General features: G+C 72.3%; 19 protein-coding genes. 11 read left to right on the forward strand and 8 right to left on the reverse strand.

The features are described 5' to 3' along the window. Positions 1-12: 12 nt before the first annotated feature. From ACWD6P_RS00370 to ACWD6P_RS00385, 4 genes are all read right to left on the reverse strand, one after another. A complete protein-coding gene (locus ACWD6P_RS00370; RefSeq protein WP_451441730.1) occupies positions 13-1,020 on the reverse strand; it encodes a carbohydrate ABC transporter permease in 1,008 nt (335 codons plus the stop codon). Positions 1,021-1,095: 75 nt separating this feature from the next. Further along, positions 1,096-2,436 carry an ABC transporter substrate-binding protein gene (locus tag ACWD6P_RS00375; RefSeq protein ID WP_451441731.1) on the reverse strand — a complete coding sequence of 447 codons (1,341 nt, stop codon included), beginning with the start codon at positions 2,434-2,436 and terminating at the stop codon, positions 1,096-1,098. A 251-nt stretch (positions 2,437-2,687) separates the two neighbouring features. Next, on the reverse strand, positions 2,688-3,830 hold the full coding sequence (locus ACWD6P_RS00380) for an ROK family transcriptional regulator (RefSeq protein ID WP_451441732.1): 1,143 nt from the start codon (positions 3,828-3,830) through the stop codon (positions 2,688-2,690). A 658-nt stretch (positions 3,831-4,488) separates the two neighbouring features. Further along, the gene (locus tag ACWD6P_RS00385; protein ID WP_451441733.1) at positions 4,489-5,577 is read right to left on the reverse strand and encodes a mechanosensitive ion channel family protein; all 1,089 of its coding nucleotides are present in this window, start codon (positions 5,575-5,577) and stop codon (positions 4,489-4,491) included. A gap of 289 nt (positions 5,578-5,866) precedes the next feature. Here ACWD6P_RS00385 and ACWD6P_RS00390 point away from each other — a divergent pair, with 289 nt between their 5' ends. Next, positions 5,867-6,403, forward strand: a complete 537-nt coding sequence (locus tag ACWD6P_RS00390; RefSeq protein WP_018538909.1) for an HNH endonuclease — start codon at positions 5,867-5,869, stop codon at positions 6,401-6,403. 102 nt (positions 6,404-6,505) lie between these two features. On the opposite strand, the gene ACWD6P_RS00395 is transcribed toward ACWD6P_RS00390, so the two are convergent. Next, complete coding sequence (locus tag ACWD6P_RS00395) at positions 6,506-9,475, reverse strand: beta-N-acetylglucosaminidase domain-containing protein (RefSeq protein ID WP_451441734.1); 2,970 nt, start codon at positions 9,473-9,475, stop codon at positions 6,506-6,508. A 453-nt stretch (positions 9,476-9,928) separates the two neighbouring features. Here ACWD6P_RS00395 and ACWD6P_RS00400 point away from each other — a divergent pair, with 453 nt between their 5' ends. The 7 genes from ACWD6P_RS00400 (at position 9,929) to alc (ending at position 17,325) form a co-directional block, all read left to right on the forward strand. Beyond that, positions 9,929-10,198 (forward strand): hypothetical protein, encoded by a 270-nt coding sequence (locus tag ACWD6P_RS00400; protein WP_451441735.1) that lies wholly within the window; start codon positions 9,929-9,931, stop codon positions 10,196-10,198. Between the two features lie 6 nt (positions 10,199-10,204). Beyond that, positions 10,205-12,325, forward strand: coding sequence for a 4-alpha-glucanotransferase (gene malQ, locus ACWD6P_RS00405; RefSeq protein WP_451441736.1), 2,121 nt, complete (start codon positions 10,205-10,207; stop codon positions 12,323-12,325). Between the two features lie 86 nt (positions 12,326-12,411). Then, positions 12,412-12,660, forward strand: coding sequence for a hypothetical protein (locus ACWD6P_RS00410; RefSeq protein ID WP_451441737.1), 249 nt, complete (start codon positions 12,412-12,414; stop codon positions 12,658-12,660). 262 nt (positions 12,661-12,922) lie between these two features. After that, positions 12,923-13,900: an acyl-ACP desaturase gene (locus ACWD6P_RS00415; RefSeq protein WP_451441738.1), complete on the forward strand. Its 978-nt coding sequence runs from the start codon at positions 12,923-12,925 to the stop codon at positions 13,898-13,900. A 184-nt stretch (positions 13,901-14,084) separates the two neighbouring features. Further along, positions 14,085-14,975 (forward strand): DMT family transporter, encoded by an 891-nt coding sequence (locus ACWD6P_RS00420; protein WP_451441739.1) that lies wholly within the window; start codon positions 14,085-14,087, stop codon positions 14,973-14,975. 29 nt (positions 14,976-15,004) lie between these two features. Beyond that, positions 15,005-16,021 carry a LysR family transcriptional regulator gene (locus ACWD6P_RS00425; protein WP_451441740.1) on the forward strand — a complete coding sequence of 339 codons (1,017 nt, stop codon included), beginning with the start codon at positions 15,005-15,007 and terminating at the stop codon, positions 16,019-16,021. 152 nt (positions 16,022-16,173) lie between these two features. Beyond that, positions 16,174-17,325: an allantoicase gene (gene alc, locus ACWD6P_RS00430; RefSeq protein ID WP_451441741.1), complete on the forward strand. Its 1,152-nt coding sequence runs from the start codon at positions 16,174-16,176 to the stop codon at positions 17,323-17,325. Between the two features lie 123 nt (positions 17,326-17,448). On the opposite strand, the gene pepN is transcribed toward alc, so the two are convergent. Then, the gene (gene pepN, locus ACWD6P_RS00435) at positions 17,449-20,022 is read right to left on the reverse strand and encodes an aminopeptidase N (protein ID WP_451441742.1); all 2,574 of its coding nucleotides are present in this window, start codon (positions 20,020-20,022) and stop codon (positions 17,449-17,451) included. Positions 20,023-20,159: 137 nt separating this feature from the next. Here pepN and ACWD6P_RS00440 point away from each other — a divergent pair, with 137 nt between their 5' ends. Both ACWD6P_RS00440 and ACWD6P_RS00445 read left to right on the forward strand, forming a co-directional pair. Further along, entirely contained in the window at positions 20,160-20,390 is a 231-nt protein-coding gene (locus ACWD6P_RS00440) for an antitoxin (protein WP_451441743.1), read from the forward strand. After that, positions 20,377-20,724 (forward strand): type II toxin-antitoxin system PemK/MazF family toxin, encoded by a 348-nt coding sequence (locus ACWD6P_RS00445; RefSeq protein ID WP_451441744.1) that lies wholly within the window; start codon positions 20,377-20,379, stop codon positions 20,722-20,724. Before ACWD6P_RS00440 ends, ACWD6P_RS00445 begins: the two co-directional genes overlap by 14 nt. Positions 20,725-20,787: 63 nt before the next feature. Here ACWD6P_RS00445 and ACWD6P_RS00450 read toward each other — a convergent pair whose 3' ends face one another. After that, positions 20,788-21,819: an aspartate-semialdehyde dehydrogenase gene (locus ACWD6P_RS00450; RefSeq protein WP_451441745.1), complete on the reverse strand. Its 1,032-nt coding sequence runs from the start codon at positions 21,817-21,819 to the stop codon at positions 20,788-20,790. A 466-nt stretch (positions 21,820-22,285) separates the two neighbouring features. Between ACWD6P_RS00450 and ACWD6P_RS00455 the strand changes: the two genes are divergently transcribed. Continuing rightward, complete coding sequence (locus ACWD6P_RS00455) at positions 22,286-24,031, forward strand: TIGR03767 family metallophosphoesterase (protein ID WP_451441746.1); 1,746 nt, start codon at positions 22,286-22,288, stop codon at positions 24,029-24,031. A gap of 30 nt (positions 24,032-24,061) precedes the next feature. Here ACWD6P_RS00455 and ACWD6P_RS00460 read toward each other — a convergent pair whose 3' ends face one another. Continuing rightward, the gene (locus ACWD6P_RS00460) at positions 24,062-25,084 is read right to left on the reverse strand and encodes a hypothetical protein (protein ID WP_451441747.1); all 1,023 of its coding nucleotides are present in this window, start codon (positions 25,082-25,084) and stop codon (positions 24,062-24,064) included. Position 25,085: the final 1 nt, after the last annotated feature.

A 25,085-nucleotide genomic window follows, 5' to 3' on the forward strand; every position in this document is an offset into this window, starting at 1 on the left:
GGATCGGTCCTCTCAGTCCTCCGCCGCAAGCAGACCGGCGCGCTTGCGCATCAGCAGGGTGGTGACGGCCATGGCGATGACGAAGAGCACGAGGGAGAGCACACACGCCGCGCCGGTGTTGAAGTTCTGGAATCCCAGGGAGTAGACGAGCTGCGGGACGGTGAGGGTGGAGTGGTCCGGATAGCCCGGCTGGATGACCGTGCCGGGGCCGATGGAGACGCCCGAGGCGAGCTTTCCGGCGACCAGCGCCTGGGTGTAGTACTGCATGGTCTGTACGACGCCGGTGACCACGGCGAACATCACGATCGGCGTGATGGACGGCCAGGTGACATAGCGGAACTTCCCCCAGGCACCGGCCCCGTCCAGCTCGGCGGCCTCGTACTGCTCCTTCGGTACGTCCAGCAGCGCCGCCATGAAGATCACCATCAGGTCGCCGATGCCCCACAGCGACAGCATCACCAACGACGGTTTGGCCCATGCGGGGTCGTTGAACCACGACGGCGCGGGGATGCCGATCGCCCCGAGGATCTCGTTGACCGGCCCGGTGCCGGGGTTGAGCAGAAAAACGAAGGCGACGGTGGCGGCCACCGGCGGCGCCAGATAGGGGAGGTAGAAGGCGGTACGGAAGAACCCGACCCCCGATTTGATCTTGGTGACGAGCAGGCCGATGCCCAGCCCGAAGACCACCCGCAGCGCGACCATCACCACGACCAGCCACAGCGTGTTCCACAGCGCGGGCCCGAACAGCGGCATCTGGGTCAGCACGTATTTCCAGTTCCGCAGCCCGACGAAACCGGGCGGTTCGATCTGGTTGTAGTGCATGAAGGAGAAGTAGACGGTGGAGATCAGCGGATAGCCGAAGAAGACCGAGAAGCCGATGAGCCAGGGGGAGAGAAAACCGAGGGTGCGCAGCCGCTCGCGGGCGCGTTTACGCCGTAGCGCGGGAGCGGGAGCGGGAGCGGGAGCGGGGGCAGGGGCAGGGGCGGGAGCTGGGGCGGGCACATGGGTGGTGGTTTCCATGGCGGGGTTCTCCGTCAGCTATCGGAGTCAGTTCGCGGAATCGCGTCGTCAGCGCAATCAACCGATTCCACGGGGTCAGTTCTCGGACTGGAGGTTGTCGGCGTCGATCCGGGCGTCGAGTTCGCGCAGGCCAGCGTCGATGTCGGGAACCTTGCCCGCCTCGACGTCGTACGAGAAGTCCTGCAGCGCGGTGACGTACTGTCCGCCGTTGGTGGACGGCGGCAGAGCGACGCTGTGCGGGTTCTGCGCGATGTCGAGGAAGGTCCGGAATTCCGGGTCGGCGTCCAGTGCCGGCGACTTCAGTGCCGCCTTCGTCGACGGTACGTTGTGGATGTCATTGGCGAACCGGACCACCTGATCGGTGTTCATGGTCAGGAATTTCACCAGTTCCCAGGCCGCGTTCTGATGCCGGCTGCTGTGCGCGATCCCGGCGACGGTGCCGGTCAGATATCCCCGCCCGTAGGTGTCCGCCCGATCGTCGGGCACCGGCATCGGTGCGGTGCCCCAGGAGAACTTCGCCTTCGCCTGCTTGAGCATCAGCCCGCGCCACTCACCGTCCATGTGCATGGCGAGCTTCTGCGTCAGAAAGGCGTTCTGCGAGGACATCTCATCGCCGAAGGTGGTACGGAATTTCTCCAGCGGCCCATAGCCGCCCTGCGCGGCCGTCAACTCGCGGGCGGTGGTGAGGAATTCCCTGGACGCCGGGTCCTTCGCCAGCCGCGCCTTGCCGTTCCGGTCGAAGTAGGACGGTCCCCACTGGGCGAACATCCGGTCCGGGCTGTTCTGGTAGAGCCGGAAACTGGGCATGAAGCCCACCCGCTGGTACGAGCCGTCCCTGGCCCGCCGGGTCAGTTTGACGGCGTCCCGCTTCAGCTCGGACATGGTGTGCGGCGGCCGGGTGATCCCGGCTTCCTCGAAGGCGTCCTTGTTGTAGTACAGCCCGTAGGCATCTGCCAGCAGCGGCAAGGCACACTGCTCGCCGCGGTAACTCGTGTAATCCAGCAGTGTCCTGGGAAAGATTCTGCCCTTCTCCACTCCGCTCTTCTTCATGAACGGATCGAGATCCACCCACATCCCCGACGAGCAGTACTGCCCCACATTGTTGGTGGTGAACGACGACACCACATCGGGTGCGTCGTCCCCGCCGGCCCGCAGTGCCTGGTTCACCGTCTCGTCGGTGACATTGGGGACCACCTTCACCGTGATGTTGCGGTGCATGCGCTCGAAGCGGGCGACGCTGTCATTGACGGCCTTCACTTCGCCCGGGGTCGACCAGCCGTGCCAGAAGGTGAGCGTGACGGGCTTGGTGGGATCGTCCCGGTCACTGCCGACGCCCGGATTGGCGCAGCCCGAAACGAGCAGCCCGGCGCCGGCCAGCACCACTGAAAGCCGTAGGCGCAGACGCGAAATCGGCATGGCGGACTTCCTTTACGGCAGGGGAAGTTGCAGACGGATTTCCGGAAGTGACGTGCGTGATGTGACGCGATGTGATGTGACGCGAATGGGGTGTGCCGAGGTGTGCGGAGGTGTGCGGAGATATGGCAGGCGCGGCGGGCATACCGAGTTGTCCGAGCGACCTGCTGGGCCGGATGTGCTGCGCCGGATGCGCTGCGCCGAATCTGCTGGGCCGGATCTGCTGGGACCGATGGCTCAGCTGGTCGCGTGGTTCAGCCCGTGCTGGTGTCGAATACCGCATCACGCGCATCCGCGAGCGCCGTCCGCAGTGCGCCGATGAGAATCGGATTGCCGTCGATATGGCTCAGGCGCAATTCGGGCCGGGGCAGCGCGAGTCCGGTGAATTCCTCCTCGACCAGGGTGCGCAGCGCCTCCCCGCCGGCGTGCGGGACCTCGCCGGAGAGCACCACCAGCCGCGGGTCGACGACCGCGACCACGGCCGCGATCCCCGTCGCCAGCCGCCTGGCGACCTCCGCCCGCACGTCGGCGCGGTCCAGCGCCTCTGCGACCGTACGGGTATCGGCGGCGCCGTACTCCCGGGCCAGCTCGATCACGCTCGGCGAGCCGACCAGCCGCTGGAAGCCACCGCCGGCGTCCGGCCGTGCGGCGCTGCGGTCGCCGCCCCGGGCCAGCGGGGCGCCGGGCAGCGGCATATAGCCGATCTCACCCGCGCCGCCCGTCGCCCCGCGCAGCAGCCGGCCGCCGAGCACGATGGCCGCACCGACCCCCTCGTCCGCCCACACCAGCACGAAGTCGTCGAAGTCCTGCGCGGCCCCGTCGTACTGCTCGGCGACCGCCGCCAGATTCACATCGTTCTCGATGGTGATCGGCGTGCCCAGCACCTCGGCGAGCTCTTCCTTGAGCGCGCGCGAGTGCCAGTCCGGCAGATGCGGTGCATAACGCAGCCGTCCGGTCTGCGGGTCCAGCGCGCCCGGCGTGCCGATCACCGCCCCGTGCAGCTGCGCGCGGCCCAGCCCGGCCTTGGCCAGGGCTCCGTCTACGGCCCCGGCGACCAGCTGCGCCGTCCGGTTCGGCGCCGCCTCCGCCACGGCGTCGGTCCCGATCCGCTGCTCACCGAGCACCTGCCCGGTGATGTCCGCGACCGCGGCGGTGATCCCCAGCTGGTCGACCGCCAGCGCCGCGATATGCCCCGCCATCGGATTGATCTCGTACAGCTGCGCACTGGGACCCGGCCGCCCGGTCACGTTCCCGGTCGTCCGCACCAGGCCCGCGGCCTCCAGCCGCCCCAGCAGCTGCGACGCGGTGGGCTTCGACAGCCCGGTCAGCTCCCCGATCTGCGTGCGGGTCAGGGGGCCCTGCGACACCAGCAGATCGAGCGCCGCGCGGTCGTTCATGGCCCGCAGCACCCGCGGCGTCCCAGGGGTTCCGTGCACTCCCTGCCCACCGGCCATGACCGTCACCCCGTTCACCGGCGGCCCTGACGGCCACCCAGCATCTGTTAGGAAACCTTCCAATCGATGAACAGGAAGGTAGGGCGCGGGTCAGGGCGGCGTCAATGGGTTGGGCGCGGCGAGTTGCCCGCCCGGACGCGGCGGGACGAGCAAGGAGGGGCGTACCGCTTGTCGAGCGGTACGCCCCTCCCTTGGTGGCGCGGTCCCTTAGGGGGCATGCGAACGGATTCCGTAGGGGGTGCGAGCGCCCCTTGCAAGCCACAACGCTGCGGGCCTGCGGGGAATTTCCGGTGGCTCCCGCGAGGAACTCCGGTGGCTCCCGCGAGGAATTCCGATGGCTCCGCGGGGGATTCCGGCGGCTCCTGCGGGGAACTTCGGCGGCCGCTGCGGGGAACTCCGGCGGCCGCTGCGGGAACTCGGGTAGCTCGTGCGGGGAACTCCGGTGGCTCCGGCGAGGAATTCTGTCCGCTCCCCGCGGGGAACTCCACCGGCTCCCCCGGGATTTCCGGCGGCCACTTCCCCGCCCGCTACTCCCGCACCCTCCACCGCCAGCCACGTCCCCACCCACCCCCGCCACCTACCGCCGCACCCTCCCTCGCCGCTACTTCCCCAACTTCGGTGACGTAGCCAGTGGGTCGCTGGCCAGGGACTGGGGGGACGTCGGGTTGTTGAGGGCCGAGGGGGCGGCCATGGTGGCGGTGGGGTCGGTGGTGGGGGCCGGTTCCTCTTCGGGGAGGGGGCGCGGGGCGAGGTGGACGCCGGCGGAGTCCAGGGCGCGCTTGATGCGCCAGCGCAGTTCGCGCTCCACGCCTGCGGCCTTGCCGGGCATGGTCTTGGCCGAGACGCTGATGGTGACCGTCTCCAGGTGCACCTCGCGCAGGCCGAGCACCTCCACCGGCTCCCACAGCTGCTCGTTCCACGGCTCCGCCTTGGACATCTCCTCACCGGCGGTGGTGATGGTGTCGCGGGCGCGCTCCAGGTCCTGGTCGGCGGCGATCACCACATCGACCTCGGCCGTGGACCAGCCCTGGCTGAGGTTCCCGATCCGCTTGACCTCGCCGTTGCGGATGTACCAGATCGCCCCGTTGGGGCCGCGGAGCTTGGTGACCCGCAGCCCGACCTCGATGACCGTGCCGGTGGCCACGCCCGCGTCGATCTCGTCGCCGACGCCGTACTGGTCCTCAAGGATCATGAAGACGCCGGAGAGGAAGTCGGTGACGAGGTTGCGGGCGCCGAAGCCGATGGCGACGCCGGCCACACCGGCGCTCGCCAGCAGCGGCGCGAGATTGATCTGGAGCACGGAGAGCACCGTCAGCGCGGCGGTGCCCATGATCACGAAGGAGGCGACGCTGCGCAGTACCGAGCCGATGGCCTCGGAGCGCTGGCGGCGGCGCTCGGCGTTGACGAGCAGACCGCCCAGGGCGGTGCCCTCGGCGGCGGCCGTGGCGCGGTTCATCCGCTCGATGAGCTTGGTGATGGTGCGGCGTATCACATGGCGCAGCACCACCGCGATCACGATGATCAGCAAGATCTGCAGGCCGGACGTGAGCCACGTCCCCCAGTTCTCCTGCACCCAGCCGGCGGCGTTGGTGGCCTTCTCCGTGGCCTCGTCGAGCGAGGTCGGGCCGGTTGAGTCGGGCGTGGCGGCGCGCAGGGGCGCGGCGGCGACCGGCGAAGCGGACCAGAACACAGTCGAACCTTCCGTGTGGGACAGCAGACCCGGACCGTGGGGGACCCGAGGGGCCGGGCAGACCATCCACACTAACGGGGCAACGGCGGCGGTCCGTGCCCGTGTTCGAGCCGGGAGGTCCCGGGACGGCCGGAAATGAGCCGAATCCACGGGGAAGTGCGGGGGTGTGGTGGAAAACACCTCCGGCCCGTTACTCGGTCATGGTGGCGCTCCGACCAGGCACCGGGGGACACTGTGGGGAGATCGTCCCGGCGCGAGCCACGCGCCGCCGGCGTACAAGGAGGCACCCGTGCCGCATGTCCTGGTCCTCAACGCGTCGTACGAGCCGCTCGGCGTCGTACCGCTCCGCCGCGCGCTCATCCTCGTACTCAATGAGAAGGCTGTGAGCCTCGAGGAGTCCGGCGCCCTGATGCACAGCGCTACCCGTGTCGTACCGGCTCCGAGCGTGGTCCGCTTGAAGCGGTTCGTGCGGGTGCCCTTTCGCGGCCCCGTGCCACTGACCCGCCGGGCGCTGTTCGCCCGTGACGGCGGGCGCTGTATGTACTGCGGTGGCGTCGCAACCAGCGTCGACCACGTCATCCCGCGCAGTCGCGGTGGCCAGCACACCTGGGAGAACGTCGTCGCCGCCTGCCGGCGGTGCAATCACGTCAAGGCAGACCGCCATGTCGCCGAGATCGGCTGGCGGCTGCGCCATCAGCCCGCCCCGCCGTCAGGACTGGCGTGGCGGATCATCGGCACGGGTCATCGTGATCCGCGCTGGCTGCCATATTTGCAGCCGTACGGCGCGGATGACGCCTTGGCCCGGATCGACGCCGTATCGGCGTAGCCGGGCCTTCGTACGTCCGGGGCGGGGGTCCGGCGGTTTCCGCCGGGCCCCCGCTTTGTGGTGCCGCGCCGTGGCGACGGGCCTTGCCGGCGGGCCCGCCCGCTACCCGCGGTGCCCGGCGGCCTCGACCGCGTAGGCCTCCACCGACCACAGCGAATATCCGAACCGGGTCGCCCGCTTCTCGCCCTGGATGCGGACGAAGCGGACATCCTTCGCGTCCATCCTGACCGATTCGCGGCCGCCCTTGCCGTCCCGCACGGCGGCGGCCGTGCGCCAGCTGTGCCCGTCCGGGGACACCTGGATGCGGTAGCGGGCCGCGTAGGCGTCCTGCCAGTTCAGGACGAGGCGGCCGAGGCGGGTCGGGTGCGCCAGCGCGAACTGCAGCCAGGCGCCGTCGTCGGCGGGGGAGGACCAGCGGGTCTTCGGATCCCCGTCGGTGGCGGCCGAGGCCGGGAAGTCGGGCGTCTCGTCCCCGGAGGAGGCGGCGACGGTGCCGCGCGCCAGGTCCTTCCCGCCGGTGCGCGGATAGACCCGTACGGTCAGCGTCCGCTCCTCGCCGCCGAAGGCCACCGGGATCGCGTACGTCCCGGAGGCGGCGGACTCGGGGACGTCGACCGCGATGCGGATGGTGGCGGTGCCGCCCCGCGGGGCGGTGACCTCCTTCGGTGCGTGCACGGTGAAGCCCTTGGGCGCCTTGACCGTCAGCTTCCCGCGGACGTCGTCCGGGCGGCGGGAGAAGATCCGGGCGTCGACCGTCGTACTGCCGCCGGTCTGCTCGTCCGCCTCCGTGCGGGACAGCTCCAGCCCGGCCGCCGGGGTGTCGCCGAACCACGGGGTCAGCGCGTGGACGGAGGGCGCGTCCGCGCCGTTCGCCCAGGTCAGACGGACCGCGTCGGCGCGCAGCCGCGGGGTGGGGGACTCCGTCCAGCCGGTGGCGGAGAGCCGGTCGAGGCGGCGCCAGCCCTCCCCGGGGACATGCGCCTCCAGCCGCACGCCGCCCGCGGACGGACCCGGGGCGGTCAGCGCGGTGACCGCGGCCAGCGGGCGGGGCCGTCCGAACGGGACGGTCAGGGAGGCGGGACCGGCGCCCTCGGTGGGGCGCGGGGCGCCGCCGCGGGCGCCGGTCCAGGCGTCGGCCTCGGTCATCGTCCGTTCCAGGAACGGCGCCAGGACCCCCCTGCCGACCGTCGCCGGGCTCCGCCCGATCTCCTTGCGCAGCCGCAGCACCGCGCGCTGCGCCGACCAGGCGGCGTCGCCGTCGCCCCGGGCCTGCGCCATCAGCGTGTCCACCGCCTGCTCGCCGGCGCGGCCGTAACGGGCCAACTGCTCGGCCCAGGGCCGGATTTCGGCGGCCAGGTCCGAATGGAGGTCTTCGGGGGCGGTGCTCATGGTGTGGAAGGCGGCGCGCAGCGCCTTGGCCGCCCGCGCGTAGTCGGGGTCCTTGCCGGGCCGGCCGCCGTTGACCGCCGCTTCGCGGGCCGCCCAGAAGCGTTCGATCAAGGGGCGCAGATACCCGGACTCGTTGCGGTTCAGCAGCGAGGAGGAGGCGTTGCCGGCGAGCGCGCGCAGGGCCGCGCGGGCCCGCGGATCACCGCCCGCGAGGTCGTCGACGGCCGCTTCCCAGGACTCCGCCGGACGGTACTCGCGCGGATTCCACGCATAGTCGGCGCTGGTGAACAGCGGGATGCGGGAGGCCAGCGGCTGCTCCATGGCGTTGGCCAGCAGCGCCGCCGAACCGGTGGCGACGGCCGGCTCACGGCCGCGGTAGGGGCCGAGGAAGATCCGGTCCTGCGCGTAGTCGTTGACGGGGTAGTTGTCCATGGTGACCAGCCGGTGGCCGAACGCCTGGCGGGCGGTGGACAGTTCACCGCCGGTGATGGTCCGCGGGACCACTCCGACGCCGGTCCAGGCCACCTCGACCCGCTCGCCGAGCGCATCGGCGAGCGCCCTGCGGTACGCCGTCGAGCCGTCCTGGTAGTACTCGGTCGGCATGAGCGACAGCGGCGCGGAGTCCGGGTGCCTCTCGCGCAGATGGCGGGCGAGCGCGTTGGCGACCTCGGCCTGCGCCTTCGCGGCCGCCGCGGGGCCGGTGCCGAAGGTCTCCTCGTCGGCGCCGCAGTGCCACTCGTCGTAGCTGACGTCCTGGAACTGCAGCTGGAAGGAGCGCACCCCCAGTGCCCACATCGCGTCCGCCTTGCGCCGCAGCGCCCGGAGGTCCTCCTCGGACGAGAAGCACAGCGCCTGGCCGGGGGAGAGGGCCCAGCCCAGCGTGACGTGGTTGGCGCGGGCCCGTTCGGCCAGCGCCCGGAAGTCCTCCCGCTGCGCGGCCGGGTACGGGTCGCGCCAGCGGGCCTGGCGGTACGGGTCGTCGCCGGGCGCGTACAGATAGTGGTTCTGCTTGGTGCGGCCCATGAAGTCCAGCTGGGCGAGCCGCTGGGCGCGGCTCCACGGCTGGCCGAAGAACCCCTCGGTGGTGCCGCGCACCGCCGTGCCGGGCCAGTCCCGTACGGCGACCGACGCCAGCTGCCGCCCGGAGTCCGTGCCGTCGGTGACCAGCTGCCGCAGCGTCTGCGCGGCATGGAAGAGGCCGTCCGGGCCGACCCCGGCCAGGGCGACGGTGTCCCGGCCCTCGACCTGGCCCACGGCCAGCCGGTAGCCGCCGGCGGGCAGGTCCCCGCGGGCCGGTGCGCGCAGCGCCCGCAGCGCGTCCTCGGCCCGCTCGCCGCCGACCCAGATCACCGGCCCGTCCCCGGGCACCCGCTCACCGGGCGCCGGCTCGGAGACCGTGCGCACCCCGGCGTCGCGCAGCAGCCCGCGCAGCACGTCCAGCGTGTACGGGTCGGTGCCCGGTGCGGCCACCAGCGCCGCCTCACCGCCCAGCGGTACGGCGCCGCCGAGCTCCTGGAGCTGCTGGGGGCGCGGCCAGACGGCGGGTGCCCGCCCCGCGCCGGCCGGCCGGTCCGGCTGGTCGGGGGTGCCGACGGCCGGGTCCGCGGGCGCCGCCTGGGCACTGGGCACCCCGCCCAGCAGCCCTCCTATGACCGCGGCGGCGAGCGCGGTGCTGCCCGCCACCCGCGCGCGGGCGCCCGCTGTGCTCCCCCTGCCGCTCCTACCGATTCTTCCGACGCTCCACACGCCCCGGCCTCGCACGGCTGCTCCTCGTCCCCGTCCATCACTCGCCGGCTGTCACCGGCGCCCCGTTTTCCCGCCGATGTCCGTTCGGACAGACCTTCGGCCGTGAGCCCACCATTGTGGCGGTGAGGGTGTCAACCGGGCCATGGCGGGTCCCGGAGGCCGTCGCGGGAACGGGTTCCGGCCGGGTGTGCGGGTGCGCGCGGGCCCGCAGGACTTCCGTCGCGAGGGCTGGTTGCCGCGCGTTCTGTGCGCCTGCGGGTGTCCCCAGCAGTGAAATCGCCTGCGTAGGGGATAATGTGACGTGGGTCACGTTTCGTGAGCAGATGCGTCTGCGAACGTGTCGAGTGGGTAGGGCCCACGTGTCCCATTACCGATGAACGGGAGGCCTTCGTGGCCGCATCCGCTCAACTGCTCCTCGACGCCCTGTCCTCCAAACCGGGAGGTGCGACGGTGGAGCCCGATCTCTTCGACGGGGTGTCCGACCCCGATTCCGGCCTGGACGGCTCCGGCTCCTTCAGCTTCGTCGAGCCGCCGCTGACCAGCGAGCCCCCGCTCGCCGACGCCGCACCGCTGACCAGCGAGGTCCCGATCGCCGCCGAACTGCCGCTGACCAGCGAGCCGACGGCCGCCGGCCTGGGCACGGAGTCCATGGAGGTCTGAGGGCCCATGGGCCGTGCGCGGCTCGCCCGGCTGTACGGCGTCGCCACGTCGTACACACCCGCACCGGGCAGGAGCGTCCAGATCACCGACGACACCGTCGTCGCCGTGCTCGCCGCACTGGGAGTCGACGCCTCGACCCCGCATGCCGTACGCACCGCCCTGGCCGCCTACGAGGACGGACCGGGCCGCGCCCTGCTGCCCCCGGTCGTCGTCGCCCGCCCGGGCCGGCCGCCCGACCTCACCGGTCTCCCCGAAGGCACCGCCCTGCGGGTGGAGCCCGAGGACGGGGAGATCCCCGCAGACCTGGCCACGCCCGGTCCGCGGGAGCTCGCCCGGCTGCCCCTGGGCGTCCACACGCTCGGCGCCCACGCCCCCGACGGCCGCAGCGCCCGCGCCCACCTGATCGTCGCGCCCGACCGGGTGCCCGCACCGCCCGGCCGCAGCCACGGCTTCCTGGTGCAGCTCTACTCCCTGCTGTCCCGGCAGTCCTGGGGCATGGGCGACCTCGGCGACCTCGCCGACCTCGCCGCCTGGTCCGGACGCGCCCTGGGCACCGGCTTCGTCCAGCTCAACCCGCTGCACGCGGCCGTCCCCGGCCCGCCCACCGACCCCTCGCCCTACCGCCCCTCCTCCCGCCGCTTCCCCGACCCGGTCCATCTGCGGATCGAGCACATCCCGGAGTACGCCCAGCTGACCGGCGCCGCCCGCTTACGGGCCGACGAACTGGCCGCCCGGGCCCGTGCGCTCCGCGGTGAGGTGCTCGACCGGGGCGCGCTGATCGACCGGGACGCGGTCTGGGCGCTCAAACGCGAGGCCCTGGAGCTGCTGTCGGCGGTCCCGCTCACACCCGGCCGGCGGGCCGCGTACTGCGACTTCCTCGCCGAACAGGGCCGGGCGCTGGAGGACCACGCCACCTGGTGCGCGATCGCCGAGCGCCATGGCCCCGACTGGCGCCGCTGGCCCGCCGAGCTGCGCGATCCGCGGTCCCCGGGCACGGCCCGGCTGCGGCCGCACCTGCTGGAGCGGATCGACTTCCACTGCCGGCTCGCCTGGCTCACCGACCAGCAGCTGGCCGCCGCGCAACGGGCCGCCCGGGAAGCGGGGATGGGCGTCGGCCTGGTGCACGACCTCGCCGTCGGGGTCCATCCCTCGGGCGCCGACACCTGGGCGCAGCAGGACGCCTTCGCCGCCGGGATGTCCATCGGGGCGCCGCCGGACGCCTTCAACGCCCGCGGCCAGGACTGGGGCCTGCCGCCGTGGCGCCCGGACGCCCTGGCCGCCGCGGGCTACGCCCCCTACCGCGAGCTGCTGCGCGGGCTGCTGCGGCACGCCGGTGCGCTGCGGATCGACCATGTGATGGGGCTGTTCCGGCTGTGGTGGGTCCCCGAGGGCCGGCCGCCGACGGAGGGCGCCTATGTCCGCTACGACGGCGAGGCGATGCTCTCGGTGCTGGCCCTGGAGGCGCACCGGGCCGGCGCCGCGGTGATCGGCGAGGACCTGGGCACCGTCGAGCCGGGAGTGCGCGGCGCGCTCGCCGAACGGGGCGTGCTGGGCACGTCGGTGCTGTGGTTCGAGCGGGACTACGGCGACGGGGAACGGGCCGCGGCCGACGGCGCCGACGCGGCGGCCGACGCCCCGGAGCCCGCGGCCGAGGCCCGTATCCTCGCCCCCGACGAGTGGCGCAGCGCCTGCCTGGCCACCGTCACCACCCACGATCTGCCGCCCACCGCCGCCCGTCTGGCCGGCGAGGACGTCGCCCTGCGCGAACGGCTCGGGCTGCTCGCCGGGCCGCCGGAGCGGGAGCGCTCCCGCTCCGGATACGAACTCGCCGAGTGGCTCGGGGAGTTGGTGCGGCGCGGGCTGCTGCCGGAGGGCCCGGGTGACGAGGAGGCGGCGGTCAGGGCCGTACACCGCTTTCTGCTGCGCACCCCGGCCCGGATGATCGGGGTGTGGCTGCCCGACGCGGTGGGGGACCGCCGCCCGCAGAACCTCCCGGGAACATGGGACGAGTACCCGAACTGGCGCCTTCCGATCGCCGGTCCCGACGGGCGCCCGCAGACCCTCGAAGAACTGGCCGCATCGCCCCGGCTGCACGCGCTGATGCGGGAACTGCCCCACGGCCGGTGACCGCAGACGCCGTACGCCGGGGTGTGGACCGTCCGCTGCGCCACCCCGGACGCGCGGGGCGGCGGGGCGTCCGCTACGTTGACTTCGTGAGCAACCAGGCCAAGAAGAATGCCCTGCGCGCCGGAACCGTCACGGCCGGTACCGCGCTACTGATGCTGATGTCGTCCCCCGCGTTCGCGCTCATTCCCGACGACGGTGACGACCCGGGCCCGGGCCTGAGCGTGATCGAGACGCTCGGCCTCTACGTCGTTGCCCCCATCGTGCTCTTCCTGCTGATCGCCGGGCTGGTCATGGTGGGTGACAAGTCCCGCAAGCAGACCAACTCCAAGGGCTGAACCCGCGGGCCGGACACCGGCCGACGCGGGGTTCCGGCGACGCCTCAAGGGCGCCCATCGGTGACAAGAACCGATGGGCGCCCTTTGTCGTACCTGGATATTTCCGCAGGTGAAAAAGGGGTTGCGAGGCGGCTATCGCGCAATTTTCGGCCGTTTTGCGCGGGGGGCGCGTTTAACCGGGCCTAACCTACGATGACGTAACCTACGCAGCCGTAGGTCAAACCTACGGCCCCGTAGGTCATCGTCCCCCTGGAGTTCCCCCGTGACCATCGCCCCCGCACGCCATGCCGGAGAGCGCGGCCAGGCCGCCTGGAGCGACGCCCAGCTGCTCTACGCGCTCGAAGAGGTCGTCGAGAAGGAACTCAACCGGCATCTGAAGGTCGCCAAGGAATGGATGCCCCACGAGTACGTGCCCTGGAGCGACGGCCGGAACTTCCCCGGCGTACTGGAGGGCGGTGAGGCCTGGGCCCCCGAGCAGTCCAAGGTCAGCGACATCGGCCGGGTCGCCCTGGTGGTCAACCTCCTCACCGAGGACAACCTCCCCAGCTACCACCACGAGATCGCCACCCTCTTCGGGCGCGACGGCGCCTGGGGCACCTGGGTGCACCGCTGGACCGCCGAGGAGGGCCGGCACGGCATCGTGATGCGCGACTACCTGCTCACCAGCCGGGCCGTCGACCCGGACGAGCTGGAGCGGTTCCGCATGGCCCACATGTCGGAGGGCTTCGAGTCCGACAACTCGCACAGCATGCTGCACTCGGTGGCGTACGTCGCCTTCCAGGAGCTGGCCACCCGGATCTCCCACCGCAACACCGGCCACCACTCCGGCGACCCGGTCTGCGACCGGATGCTCGCCCGGATCGCCGCGGACGAGAACCTTCACATGCTCTTCTACCGCAACCTCCTCTCCGCGGCGTTCGAGCTGGCCCCCGACCAGACCATGTGCGCCGTACGCGATGTGGTCACCGGCTTCCGGATGCCCGGCCACGGCATGCCCGGCTTCGAGCGGGCCGCGGCCCGGATGGCCCTCGGCGGGATCTACAACCTGCGGATCCACCACGACGACGTGCTGCAGCCGGTGCTGCGCTATCTGAAGGTGCTGGAGATCAGCGGTCTGGGGGCGCCCGGTCTGGCGGCGCAGGAGGAGCTGGGGCTGTACATGAACGGCCTGGACGACCAGGCGCGGAAGTTCGAGGAGCGGCAGGCGGCGATCCTCGCCCGCCGCGAGGCCCGCCGCTAGGCCTACCCTTCAGTTCAGCTACAAGGATTCATCGAAATGATTCGATGGACCTGATGGTTTGCGGGCTGCCACGGTGGAGGCTCATCACCGCCGAGGAGAGGAAACCGTGGCAGTCCTGGAGAGGGTCCGCGTCCACACACCGTCCGCGCAAGAGGGGGGTCCCCCCGCGCGAGCGAAGTCGAGCGTGGGGGCAGGCCTGACGCTCGCCCTGGCGGCGACCGTCGTCTGGTCGGGCAACTTCGTCATCGCCCGCGCCCTGCACGACACCGTCCCGCCCGTCCAGACCGCCTTCTGGCGCTGGATCATCGCGTTGCTCGCGGTCGCGCCGCTCGCCCTCCCCCAGGTGCGCCGCCAGTGGCCGGCGATCCGCCGGCACCTCGGATTCCTGGCGCTGGCCGCCCTGTTGGGCGTCACCCTCTTCAACACCCTCATCTACCAGGCGGGACGCTCCACTTCGGCCACCAACATGGCCATGATCGCGGCCGCCTCGCCCGTGCTGATCGCCCTGTTCGCCCGCACCGGCGGGCGCGGCGGCCGCGAGCGGCTCGGCGCGCGGCGCACGGCCGGCATGGTGCTTGCGCTGCTCGGCGTCCTCACGCTGGTCGGCAAGGGGTCGCCGGCCGCCCTGTGGCACCTGGACTTCGCCGCCGGCGACCTGTGGATGCTCGCCGCGACCGCCGCGTTCGCCGGCTACAGCGCCCTGCTGCGCCGCCGCCCCCAGGAGATCGGCCAGCTCGCCTTTCTCTTCGTGACCTTTGTGCTGGGCGCGGCGATGCTGGTGCCCGCCTACGGGGTGAGCCTCGCCGTCGAGGGCGGCTTCACTCCCAGTGGCGCGACGGTCGGGCCGCTGCTCTACATAGGCGTACTGTCCTCCGCCGTCGCCTACTTCACCTGGAACAAGGCGATCGCCCTGGTCGGCGCCGCCCGCGCCGGGGTCGTCTACTACCTCCAGCCGGTGTGCGTGGCGCTGCTCTCGCTGGCCGTACTCGGGGAGCCGGCCGGAGCCGTGCAGGTGCTGTGCATGGCGCTGATCGTGGCCGGTGTCGCCCTGGGGGCGGCGGGCGCCGGGCGGTGACCGGTCCGCCGGGTGCGTACGCTGCCCGCATGGCCGACTGGGACATCAAGAAGCTGCGGATCCTGCGCACCCTTCAGGAGCTGGGCACGGTCACCGCGACCGCCGAGGCGCTGCACATGACGCCCTCGGCGGTCTCGCAGCAGTTGACCGGGCTGGCGAAGGCGCTCGGGGTGACGCTGCTGGAGGCCCACGGCCGCCGGGTGCGGCTGACCGACGCCGCGCAACTGGTGCTGCGGCACGCCGAGGCGGTCTTCGCCCAGCTGGAGCGCGCGGACGCGGAGCTGCTCGGCTACCTCCAGGGCGAGGCCGGCGAGGTGCGGGTCGGCGCGTTCTCCACGGCCATCCCCGCGCTGGTGGTCCCCGCCGTCCAGGAGCTGCGCCGTACGCACCCGGGCCTGTCGGTCGCCGTACGGGAGGCGGAGGCGGAGGCCGCGTACGAGCTGCTGGCGGAGGGCAGTGTCGATCTGGCGCTGTCGCTGGCGGCGCACGCGCCGACCCCGCGCGACCCCAAGTTCAGCCGGGTCGCGCTGCTCGCCGACCCGCTGGACGTGGCGCTGCCGGCCGGTCATCCGCTGGCCGCCGAGCCCGGTCTGCGGCTGGCCGACCTGGCGGGCGAGCCCTGGATCTTCGGCAGCAGCGGGCCCTGGTCGCAGATCACCACCGCCGCCTGCGAGAACGCCGGGTTCGTGCCCGAGCAGGCCCATGCCGCCGCCGACTGGAGCGCGATCTGGGCGATGGTCGCGGCGGGGATGGGGGTGGCGCTGGTGCCCCGGATGGCGATGGCGGGCGGCATCGGGGCCTTCGGGCGCGGCGGGGCGACGCCGGGCGGCGGGGGAGGCGACGGCCGGGGCGCCGGGGTCGCGCTGCGGGTCCTGTCCGGGGACCAGCCGCGCCGGCATGTGGTCGCCGCCGTCCGGCGCGGTTCCGAAGGGGCGCCGGGCCTGGCCCGCGTACTGGCCGCGCTGCGCCAGGCGGCGATCGCCCAGGCGCCCCGGGACGGCACCCGGGAGGGCACCCGGGACGGCACCCTCCCCGCCGGCGGCTGAGCGGGCGGGCGGACCGCTCCGCGCCCGGCCCGCTGCCTGCCAGAACCATTCAGCTCTGCTGAACATATTCCTCAAGAACTTTCGATGGACCTGTGGGGTGGGTCGCTGCGACCGTGGACCGGTCCGCACACCCGGCACATCGAAGGGCAACGATGACCAGCACCCCGGCCGACACCACTGATCCGCACGCCAACGACGCCAACCCGTACGGTGGCGGAGACCCCTACGCCGACTACCGCGGCGGGGACTTCCCCTTCACCTCGCTCGTCGATCTCGCCGACCGCCGCTTCGGCGCCGGTGTGATCGCCGCGAACGACGAGTTCTTCGCCGAGCGCGAGAACCTGCTGAAGCCGACTCCGGCGGTCTTCGACCCCGAGCACTTCGGCCACAAGGGCAAGATCATGGACGGCTGGGAGACCCGGCGCCGCCGCGGCGCCGACGGCGACCACCCCTTCCCGGCCGACGACGAGCACGACTGGGCGCTGATCCGTCTCGCCGCCCCCGGCGTGATCCGCGGAGTCATCGTCGACACCGCCCACTTCCGCGGCAACTACCCCCAGCAGGTCACCGTCGAGGCGACCGCGCTGCCCGGCAGCCCCGGCCCCGAGGAGCTGCTCGCCGACGACGTGAAGTGGGAGGAGCTGGTCCCGCGCACGCCGGTCCGCGGGCACGCCGCCAACGGCTTCGAGGTCACCGCCGAGCGCCGCTTCACACACCTGCGCCTCAAGCAGCACCCGGACGGGGGCATAGCCCGCCTCCGGGTCTACGGCGAGGTCGTGCCGGACCCGGAGTGGCTCGATGTGCTCGGCACCCTCGACCTCGCCTCCGTCATGCACGGCGGCACCGTCGAGGACGCCTCCGACCGCTTCTACTCCTCGCCCACCCAGATCATCCAGCCCGATCTGTCCCGCAAGATGGACGACGGCTGGGAGAACCGCCGCCGGCGCGTCAAGGGCACCAACGACTGGGTGCGCTTCCGCCTCGCGGCCCAGGGCGAGATCCGCGCCGTCGAGATCGACACCGCCTACCTCAAGGGCAACTCCGCGGGCTGGGCGGCCCTCTACGGCTGCGACGCGGCCACCGCCGACCCGGCCGACGACGCCTCGTGGTCCGAGATCCTGCCGCGCACGAAGCTGCAGCCCGACACCCCGCACCGCTTCGTGCTGCCGCGGCGCTTCACCGCCACGCACGTACGGCTGGACGTCTTCCCCGACGGCGGCCTCGCCCGGATGCGCCTGCACGGCGACCTCACCGAGACGGGCCGGGCCGAACTGGCCCGCCGCTTCGAGGAGCTGGGCGGCTGAGCCGCTCCCCGCACCGCCGCCGGGCCCCGTCAGTGGGGGCGGGGCCCGGCGGACCCGAAGACCCGCCCGGCGGCCGGCAACGCAACGAGCGCCCGGCCGCCGGGCGCACCACCCCGCAGGCGACTAGGCGGCCGCGTCCGCCGCCTGTGCGCGCAGCGCCCGCTCGATGCCCGCGCGCGACTCCGTCACCAGGCGGCGCAGCGCCGCGCTCGGCTCGGCCGAGGCCAGCCAGGCGTCGGTGGCGTCCAGCGTCTCCTGGGAGACCTGCAGCGCCGGGTAGAGACCCACCGCGATCTGCTGGGCCATCTCATGGCTGCGCGAGTCCCACACGGACTTCACCGTGTCGAAGTACTTCGCGGTGTACGGCGCCAGCAGCTCCCGCTGGTCGGTCTGCACAAAGCCGCCGATGACGGCCTCCTGCACGGCGTTGGGGAGCTTGTCCGACTCCACGACCGAACCCCAGGCCTCGGACTTCGCCTCCGCCGTCGGCCGGGCCGCGCGCGCCGTCGCCGCATGCCGCTCGCCCGCCGAGGTCCGATCCCGCTCCTGCTCCGCCGCGATGGCCTTCTCGTCCGCCCGGCCGGTGGCCGCCAGCCGCTGCAGCAGCGACCAGCGCAGCTCGGTGTCCACGGCCAGCCCGGCGATCTCCTCCGTACCGTCCAGCAGGCCCTGCAGCAGGTCGAGCTGCTCGTCCGTGCGAGCCGTGGCGGCGAACGCGCGGGCCCACGCCAGCTGGTGGTCGCTGCCCGGCTCGGCCGCCCGCAGATGCTCCAGCGCCGCCTCGGTCCAGGCCGCCAGACCGCTCTCGCGCCACTCCGGTGCCGCGTACAGGTCCAGCGCCAGCTTCACCTGGCGGTGCAGCGACTGGACGACACCGATGTCCGACTCCTTGCCGATGCCGGACAGCACCAGCGACAGGTAGTCACGGGTGGCCAGTTCGGCGTCCCGCGTCATGTCCCAGGCCGACGCCCACGACAGCGCGCGCGGCAGCGACTCGGTGAAGTCGCCGAGGTGCTCGGTGACGGCCTTCAGCGACTCCTCGTCCAGCCGGACCTTCGCATACGACAGGTCGTCGTCGTTGAGCAGGACGACGGCCGGCCGCCGCGTGCCCACCAGCTCCGGTACGGCGGTCAGTTCGCCGTCCACGTCCAGCTCGATCCGCCCGGTGCGGACCAGGTGGCCGTCCTGCAGCTCGTACGAGCCGATCGCGATCCGGTGCGGCCGCAGTACCGGCTCGCCCTTGGCGCCGGCGGGCAGCGCCGGAGCCTCCTGCCGGACCGCGAACGAGGTGATCACGCCGTCGGCGTCGACCTCGATCTCCGGCCGGAGGACGTTGATCCCGGCGGTCTCCAGCCACTTCTTCGACCAGGTCTTCAGATCCCGTCCGCTGGTCTCCTCCAGCGCGCCCAGCAGGTCGCTCAGCCGGGTGTTGCCGTAGGCGTGCGCCTTGAAGTACGTCTGTACGCCCTTGAAGAACTCCTCGATGCCGACGTACGCGACCAGCTGCTTGAGCACGCTGGCGCCCTTGGCGTAGGTGATGCCGTCGAAGTTGACCAGCACATCGTCGAGATCGCGGATCTCCGCCATGATCGGGTGCGTGGACGGCAGCTGGTCCTGCCGGTAGGCCCAGGTCTTCATGGAGTTGGCGAACGTCGTCCACGAGTGCGGCCACTTGCTGCCGGGCGCGTACGCCTGGCAGGCGATGGAGGTGTACGTGGCGAACGACTCGTTCAGCCACAGGTCGTTCCACCACTCCATGGTGACCAGGTCGCCGAACCACATGTGCGCCAGCTCGTGCAGGATCGTCTCCGCACGGACCTCGTACGCCGCGTCGGTCACCTTCGACCGGAACACGTACTGGTCGCGGATGGTCACCGCGCCCGCGTTCTCCATCGCGCCCGCGTTGAACTCCGGCACGAAGAGCTGGTCGTACTTCGCGAACGGGTACGCGTAGTCGAACTTCTCCTGGAACCAGTCGAAGCCCTGCCGGGTGACCTCGAAGATCGCGTCCGCGTCGAGGTGCTCGGCCAGCGAGGGACGGCAGTAGATGCCCAGCGGCACCGTGCGCCCGTCCTTCTCATAGGTGCTGTGCACGCTGTGGTACGGGCCCGCGATCAGCGCCGTGACGTACGTGGACAGACGCGGGGTGGGCGCGAAGCGCCAGACGTCGTCCGCCGGCTCGGGCGTCGGCGAGTTGGAGATCACCGTCCAGCCCGCCGGGGCCTTCACGGTGAACTGGAACGTCGCCTTCAGGTCCGGCTGCTCGAACGAGGCGAACACCCGCCGCGCGTCCGGCACCTCGAACTGCGTGTAGAGGTAGGCCTGCTGGTCCACCGGGTCGACGAACCGGTGCAGGCCCTCGCCGGTGTTGGTGTACGCGCAGTCCGCGACGACCGTCAGCTCGTTGCGGCCGGCCGGCAGCCCGCGCAGCGCGATCCGCGAGTCCTCGAACACCTCGTCCGGATCCAGCGCGGCACCGTTGAGCCGGACCTCGCGCACGGCCGGCGCCACCAGGTCGATGAACGAGTCGGCACCCGCCTCCGCGACGTCGAACCGCACCGTCGTCACCGACCGGAACGTGCCGCCCTCCGCCGCCTCCTGCGCGCCGGAGAGGTCCAGATCGATCTCGTACGCGTCCACGGTCAGCAGCCGCGCCCGCTGCTGCGCCTCGTCGCGGGTCAGATTCGTGCCAGGCACTCGTTCGTCTCCTTCGCATGGGTTGTCGCATCGGACTCTTCGGCCATCCTTCCACGGGTTACCGCCTGTTCACTCGAACGGAGGGGTGGTAGCAGTCAGGGTGGCTCGACCATGGCTACCCGAGTAGCATCGGTGGTATGAAGATCAGTGTGAGCCTGCCGCAGGCGGACGTCACCTTCGTCGACGAGTACGCCAGGAGAACCGAAGCCGAGTCGCGGTCCGCCGTGATACACGCCGCCATCGAGCTGCTGCGCGCTGCGGAGCTCGAAGCGGAGTACACGGAGGCGTTCGAGGAGTGGGACGCGAGCGAGGATGCGGCGTTCTGGGACCGGGCAAGCGGGGACGGAATCACCGATGAGGCGTGGTGACATCTACCTGGTCGACCTGGAGCCCGCCCGCGGCAGCGAGGCCAACAGGGTCCGTCCGGCCGTGATCGTGTCCAACAACGGCGCCAACCAGTCGGTCGAGCGCAACCGCCGGGGCGTGGTCACGGTGATCCCTTTGACGTCGAACACCTCGCGCGTCCTGACGTTCCAGGTGTTCCTGAGCGCCGATGAGTGCCGTCTCGCCAAGGACTCCAAGGTCCAGTGCGAGCAGGTGCGTGCCGTCACTGCGGAGCGGGTTCTGCAAAGGGTCGGCTCCGTACCGCGACAGCGCATGGCGGAGATCGACGTCGCGCTCCGCCGCCACCTGGCGCTCTGACCGAACGGCGAGTGCCCGTACGGAACAGGGGTCCGTACGGGCACTCGGTGTGCGGTGGTGCGGTCAGCCGCGCAGCTCCGCCGCGACCAGCTCCGCGATCTGGACGGCGTTCAGCGCCGCGCCCTTGCGGAGGTTGTCGTTGGAGACGAACAGCGCCAGGCCGTTCTCGACGGTCTCGTCCTCGCGGATGCGGCCCACGAAGGAGGCGTCCTGGCCGGCGGCCTGCAGCGGGGTGGGCACGTCGGAGAGGGCGACGCCGGGGGCGCCGGCCAGCAGCTCCTGGGCGCGGGCGGCGCTGATCGGGCGCGCGAAGCGGGCGTTGACCTGGAGGGAGTGGCCGGTGAAGACCGGGACGCGGACACAGGTGCCGGACACCTTCAGCTCCGGGATGTCCAGGATCTTGCGGCTCTCGTGGCGGAGCTTCTGCTCCTCGTCGGTCTCGTTCAGACCGTCGTCGACGATCGAGCCGGCCATCGGCAGGACGTTGAAGGCGATCGGGCGGACGTACTTGTCCGGAGCGGGGAACTCCACGGCCGCGCCGTCGTGCGCCAGCTTGGCGGCGTCCTGCTCGACGGCCTTGCGGATCTGGCCGTCCAGCTCCTCCACACCGGCCAGACCGCTGCCGGAGACCGCCTGGTAGGTGGAGACGACCAGCGAGACCAGGCCGGCCTCGTCGTGCAGCGGGCGCAGCACCGGCATCGCGGCCATGGTCGTGCAGTTCGGGTTGGCGATGATGCCCTTGGGGCGGTCGGTGATGGCCTGCGGGTTGACCTCGGCGACGACCAGCGGCACCTCGGGGTCACGGCGCCAGGCCGAGGAGTTGTCGATCACGACGGGGCCCGCGTCGGCGACCTTCTCCGCCAGCGCCTTGGACGTCGTGCCGCCGGCCGAGAAGAGGACGATGTCGAGCCCGGAGTAGTCGGCGGTCGCCGCGTCCTCGATGGTGATCTCGGTGTCCTGCCACGGCAGCGTGCGTCCGGCGGACCGGGCCGAAGCGAACAGCCGCAGCTGCTCGACCGGGAAGTTCCGCTCGGCGAGAATGCCCCGCATCACGCCGCCGACCTGTCCGGTGGCTCCGACGATTCCGACCCTCATGGGACTCCTTCTTTCTGGCCTGGCTTCGGTGTCTGCTCCAGGACACCTGCTCAGTAGTGCCTCCATCATGTGTGTGACACCCGTCGCCTTGTCCAATCCATTCCATTCTGTGGAGGGCCGGCCGGGGGTCCGGTGACGGAGTGTGCTGCCGCGGAAGCGGTGGGTGCCCGCCGGGCGGCTGTGAGGGCGACGGATACCCCGGGGGGGGTGGCGGATACCCCGGGGGGTGAACGCGCGGTGACCGCCGGTCGCACCCCCGGGCAGGGCTCCATGGCCGTCCGGTGCCCGGCAGATCCCTGTGCGGTGATGGGCTCTTCGCGTTGCGGTGGCGTTCACGCACAGGTCACCCCCGCTGCCAACGATCCCTGGTGACGGGGCAGTTGCGCCGCCGGAGGACGACGAACGGTCCCCCTGCCGGCGCCGCCGCCCCGGCCGCCTTCGCGTTCGCACCCGGGGAGCCTCGCGTATGTTCCGTATACGGTCCGCCGCCACTCTCGACCGCCGTACGTTCCTCGCCGCCACCGGTGCCGTCGGCGCCGCCACCGGGCTCGGGCTCGCCTTCGGCGTCGGCCCCGACCGGGCGGCCGAGGCCGCCACCGTCGCACCCGGCCCGGCCCCTGCCGCGCCGATAGCCGTCGACGCCCCCGCCGTCCCCCGTGTGCCGTACGCCAGGGGCACCACCCTCGGCGGGGTCGCCGCCCCGCGCGGCAGCGGGGGCTACCGCCGGCTCGCCGACGGCCCCGCCTGGGACCGGGTCGTCCGGGCCGAGCTGGCCGCCGCCCACGGCGGGCGCGAGCGGCGGCGTACCGCGCTGGCGTCCTTCGTGCAGTTCACCGATCTCCACCTGGTCGACGTGCAGAGCCCGCTGCGCTACGAGTATCTGCGGTCCGAGACCGCGAGCGCCTGGCGGCCGCAGGAGGCGCTGTCCGTGGCCGGGGCCGTCTCGCTGATCGAGCGGGTCAACGCGCTGCCCGGCGGGCCCGCCACCGGCGCCCCGCTGTCCTTCGTGATGACCACCGGCGACAACACCGACAACAACTCCAAGCTGGAGCTGGAGTGGTTCCTGACCGCGATGAGCGGCGGCCGGATCACCCCCAACTCCGGCGACCCGCGCCGCTACGAAGGCGTCCAGAACAGCGGGCTGAAGCTGTACTGGCAGCCGGACAGCGCCCTGCGCGACGCCGACAAGCAGCTGGGGTTCCCGCAGCTGCACGGGTTCCTGGACGCGGCGATCCGCACGGTCCACAGCCCCGGGCTGCGGCTGCCGTGGTACTCGACGGTCGGCAACCACGACTCGCTGCCCGGCGGGTGCTACGCGCCCGGAGATCCGTTCTTCACCGAGATCGCCACCGGGGGCCGCAAGCTGGAGACGCTGCCCGCCGCCGAGGCGGCGAAGGTCTGGAAGGCGGTCAAGGACGGCCTCGACCCCAGGGGAGAGGACTTCAAGCGGCTGCTGAAGACCCACGCCAAGCAGGCCAGGAGGGTCACCCCGGACGAGCGGCGGGCCCCCTTCACCCGCGCCGAGTACCTGCGCGCCCACCTCGACCCGGCGCACACCGGCGCCGGTCCGCACGGCCACGGCTACACCGCGGCGCACCTCGACGGCGACCGCCTCTACTACACCTTCCCCGTCTCGGACGACGTCCTCGGCATCAGCCTGGACACCACCGACCCCGGCGGCCACTACACCGGCTCGGTCGGCGAGGCCCAACTGCGCTGGCTGGAGCGGACGCTGAAGCGGAACGAGAAGGGCGACAAGGCGCATGTGCTGGTCTTCAGCCACCACACCAGCAAGACCATGAACAACACCCGCCCCGACCCGGCCCGCCCCGGCGAGCGGCGCCACGGCGGTGCGGAGCTGGTCGAGCTGCTGGCCGCGCACCCCTCGGTCGTCGGCTGGATCAACGGGCACAGCCACAAGAACGACATCACCGCGCACGGCACCTTCTGGGAGGTCTCCACCGCTTCGCACATCGACTTCCCGCAGCTGGCCCGGGTCATCGAGCTGGTGGACAACCACGACGGGACGCTGTCGCTGATCACGACCCTGGTGGAGTCCGCCGCCCCGCACCGTACGGACTTCACCGACCTCTCGCAGACCGGGCTGGCCGCCCTCTACCGCGAGCTGTCCTGCAACGCCCCCGAAGCCCGCAGCGACCTGGCGGGCACGGCCCGGGACCGCAACGTCGAGCTGCTGCTCAAGCGGCGCTGACCGGCCGCGGCGGCCTCGGACCGGACCGGCCTAGCGCGGCAGCGCCACCACATACGCGCTCGGCTCCCGGTCCGGTGCCGCCATCAGGGCCGTACGGACCACCTCGGCCTGCTGCTCGGGGACCTCGCGCAGGGTGCGCGGCAGGCAGCGGACGACGGTGACGCCCAGCCGCTCCAGATGCTCGCGCTTGTGGTCGAAGGCCGCGTGCAGCGGGTCCTCCTCGGGGCGCGGCGCCCGGGTGTCGATCTCCAGGGCCACCGCGTGCTCCGGCCAGAAGGCGTCCACACCGCCCAGGTGCGGTCCGCCCGGCAGCCGCAGATCGACGTTCCACAGCGGCTCGGGCAGACCGTGCTCGCGCACCATCGCATACAGCCGCTGCTCGGCCAGCGCGCGGCCCTCGGCGAGCAGGGTGTCGACCGCGTCCACCACGTGCGGCCGGGTCAGCAGCCGCGCCCGGCTCAGCTCCCTTACCGCCGCGCTCGCCTCGCAGTGGCCGCCGCGCACCGCCTCGGTCAGCAGCCGCCGCACCGCCGCGGCGTCGCTCAGCCCGGCGACCGCGTCCGCCAGCGCCCGGGGCACCGGCGCGGTCGGCACACCGGTGACCTCCTGCGGCACCGGCAGGTCCACGGCTCGTACGACCTGCGCGAAGCCGGTCGAGCGCAGCCGCCGGGTGCGGGCGACCAGTACCTGGATGCGGTCCAGGACGAGCAGCGGGGGAGCCTCGGAGAAGCCGTGCAGGGCGAGCGCCGCCAGGCCGGTGATCATCGCCGCGGGGGCGTCGGCGGAGCCGGTGGCCTGGCGGGGCACGGACGGCCCGCGGGGGCTGGCGTACAGCAGCACCGCGTGCAGTCGCTCCTCGCTGGTGGGCGGCCCCGGGTGGAGCAGGTAGACGCCCGGCAGGACCTGCTGCCAGCAGCCGCCGGGGCGGCAGCGCTCGGTGAGCTCGGCGGCCGGGATGCCGTGCTGGCGCAGCTGACGGGCCGTCAGTACGCGGCGGCGGAGCCCGGAGAGGCGGTGGAGGGGGAGGGGGGAGAGCGGGGTGTCGTGGTTCATG

The organism is Streptomyces sp. NPDC002446, from assembly GCF_053595675.1.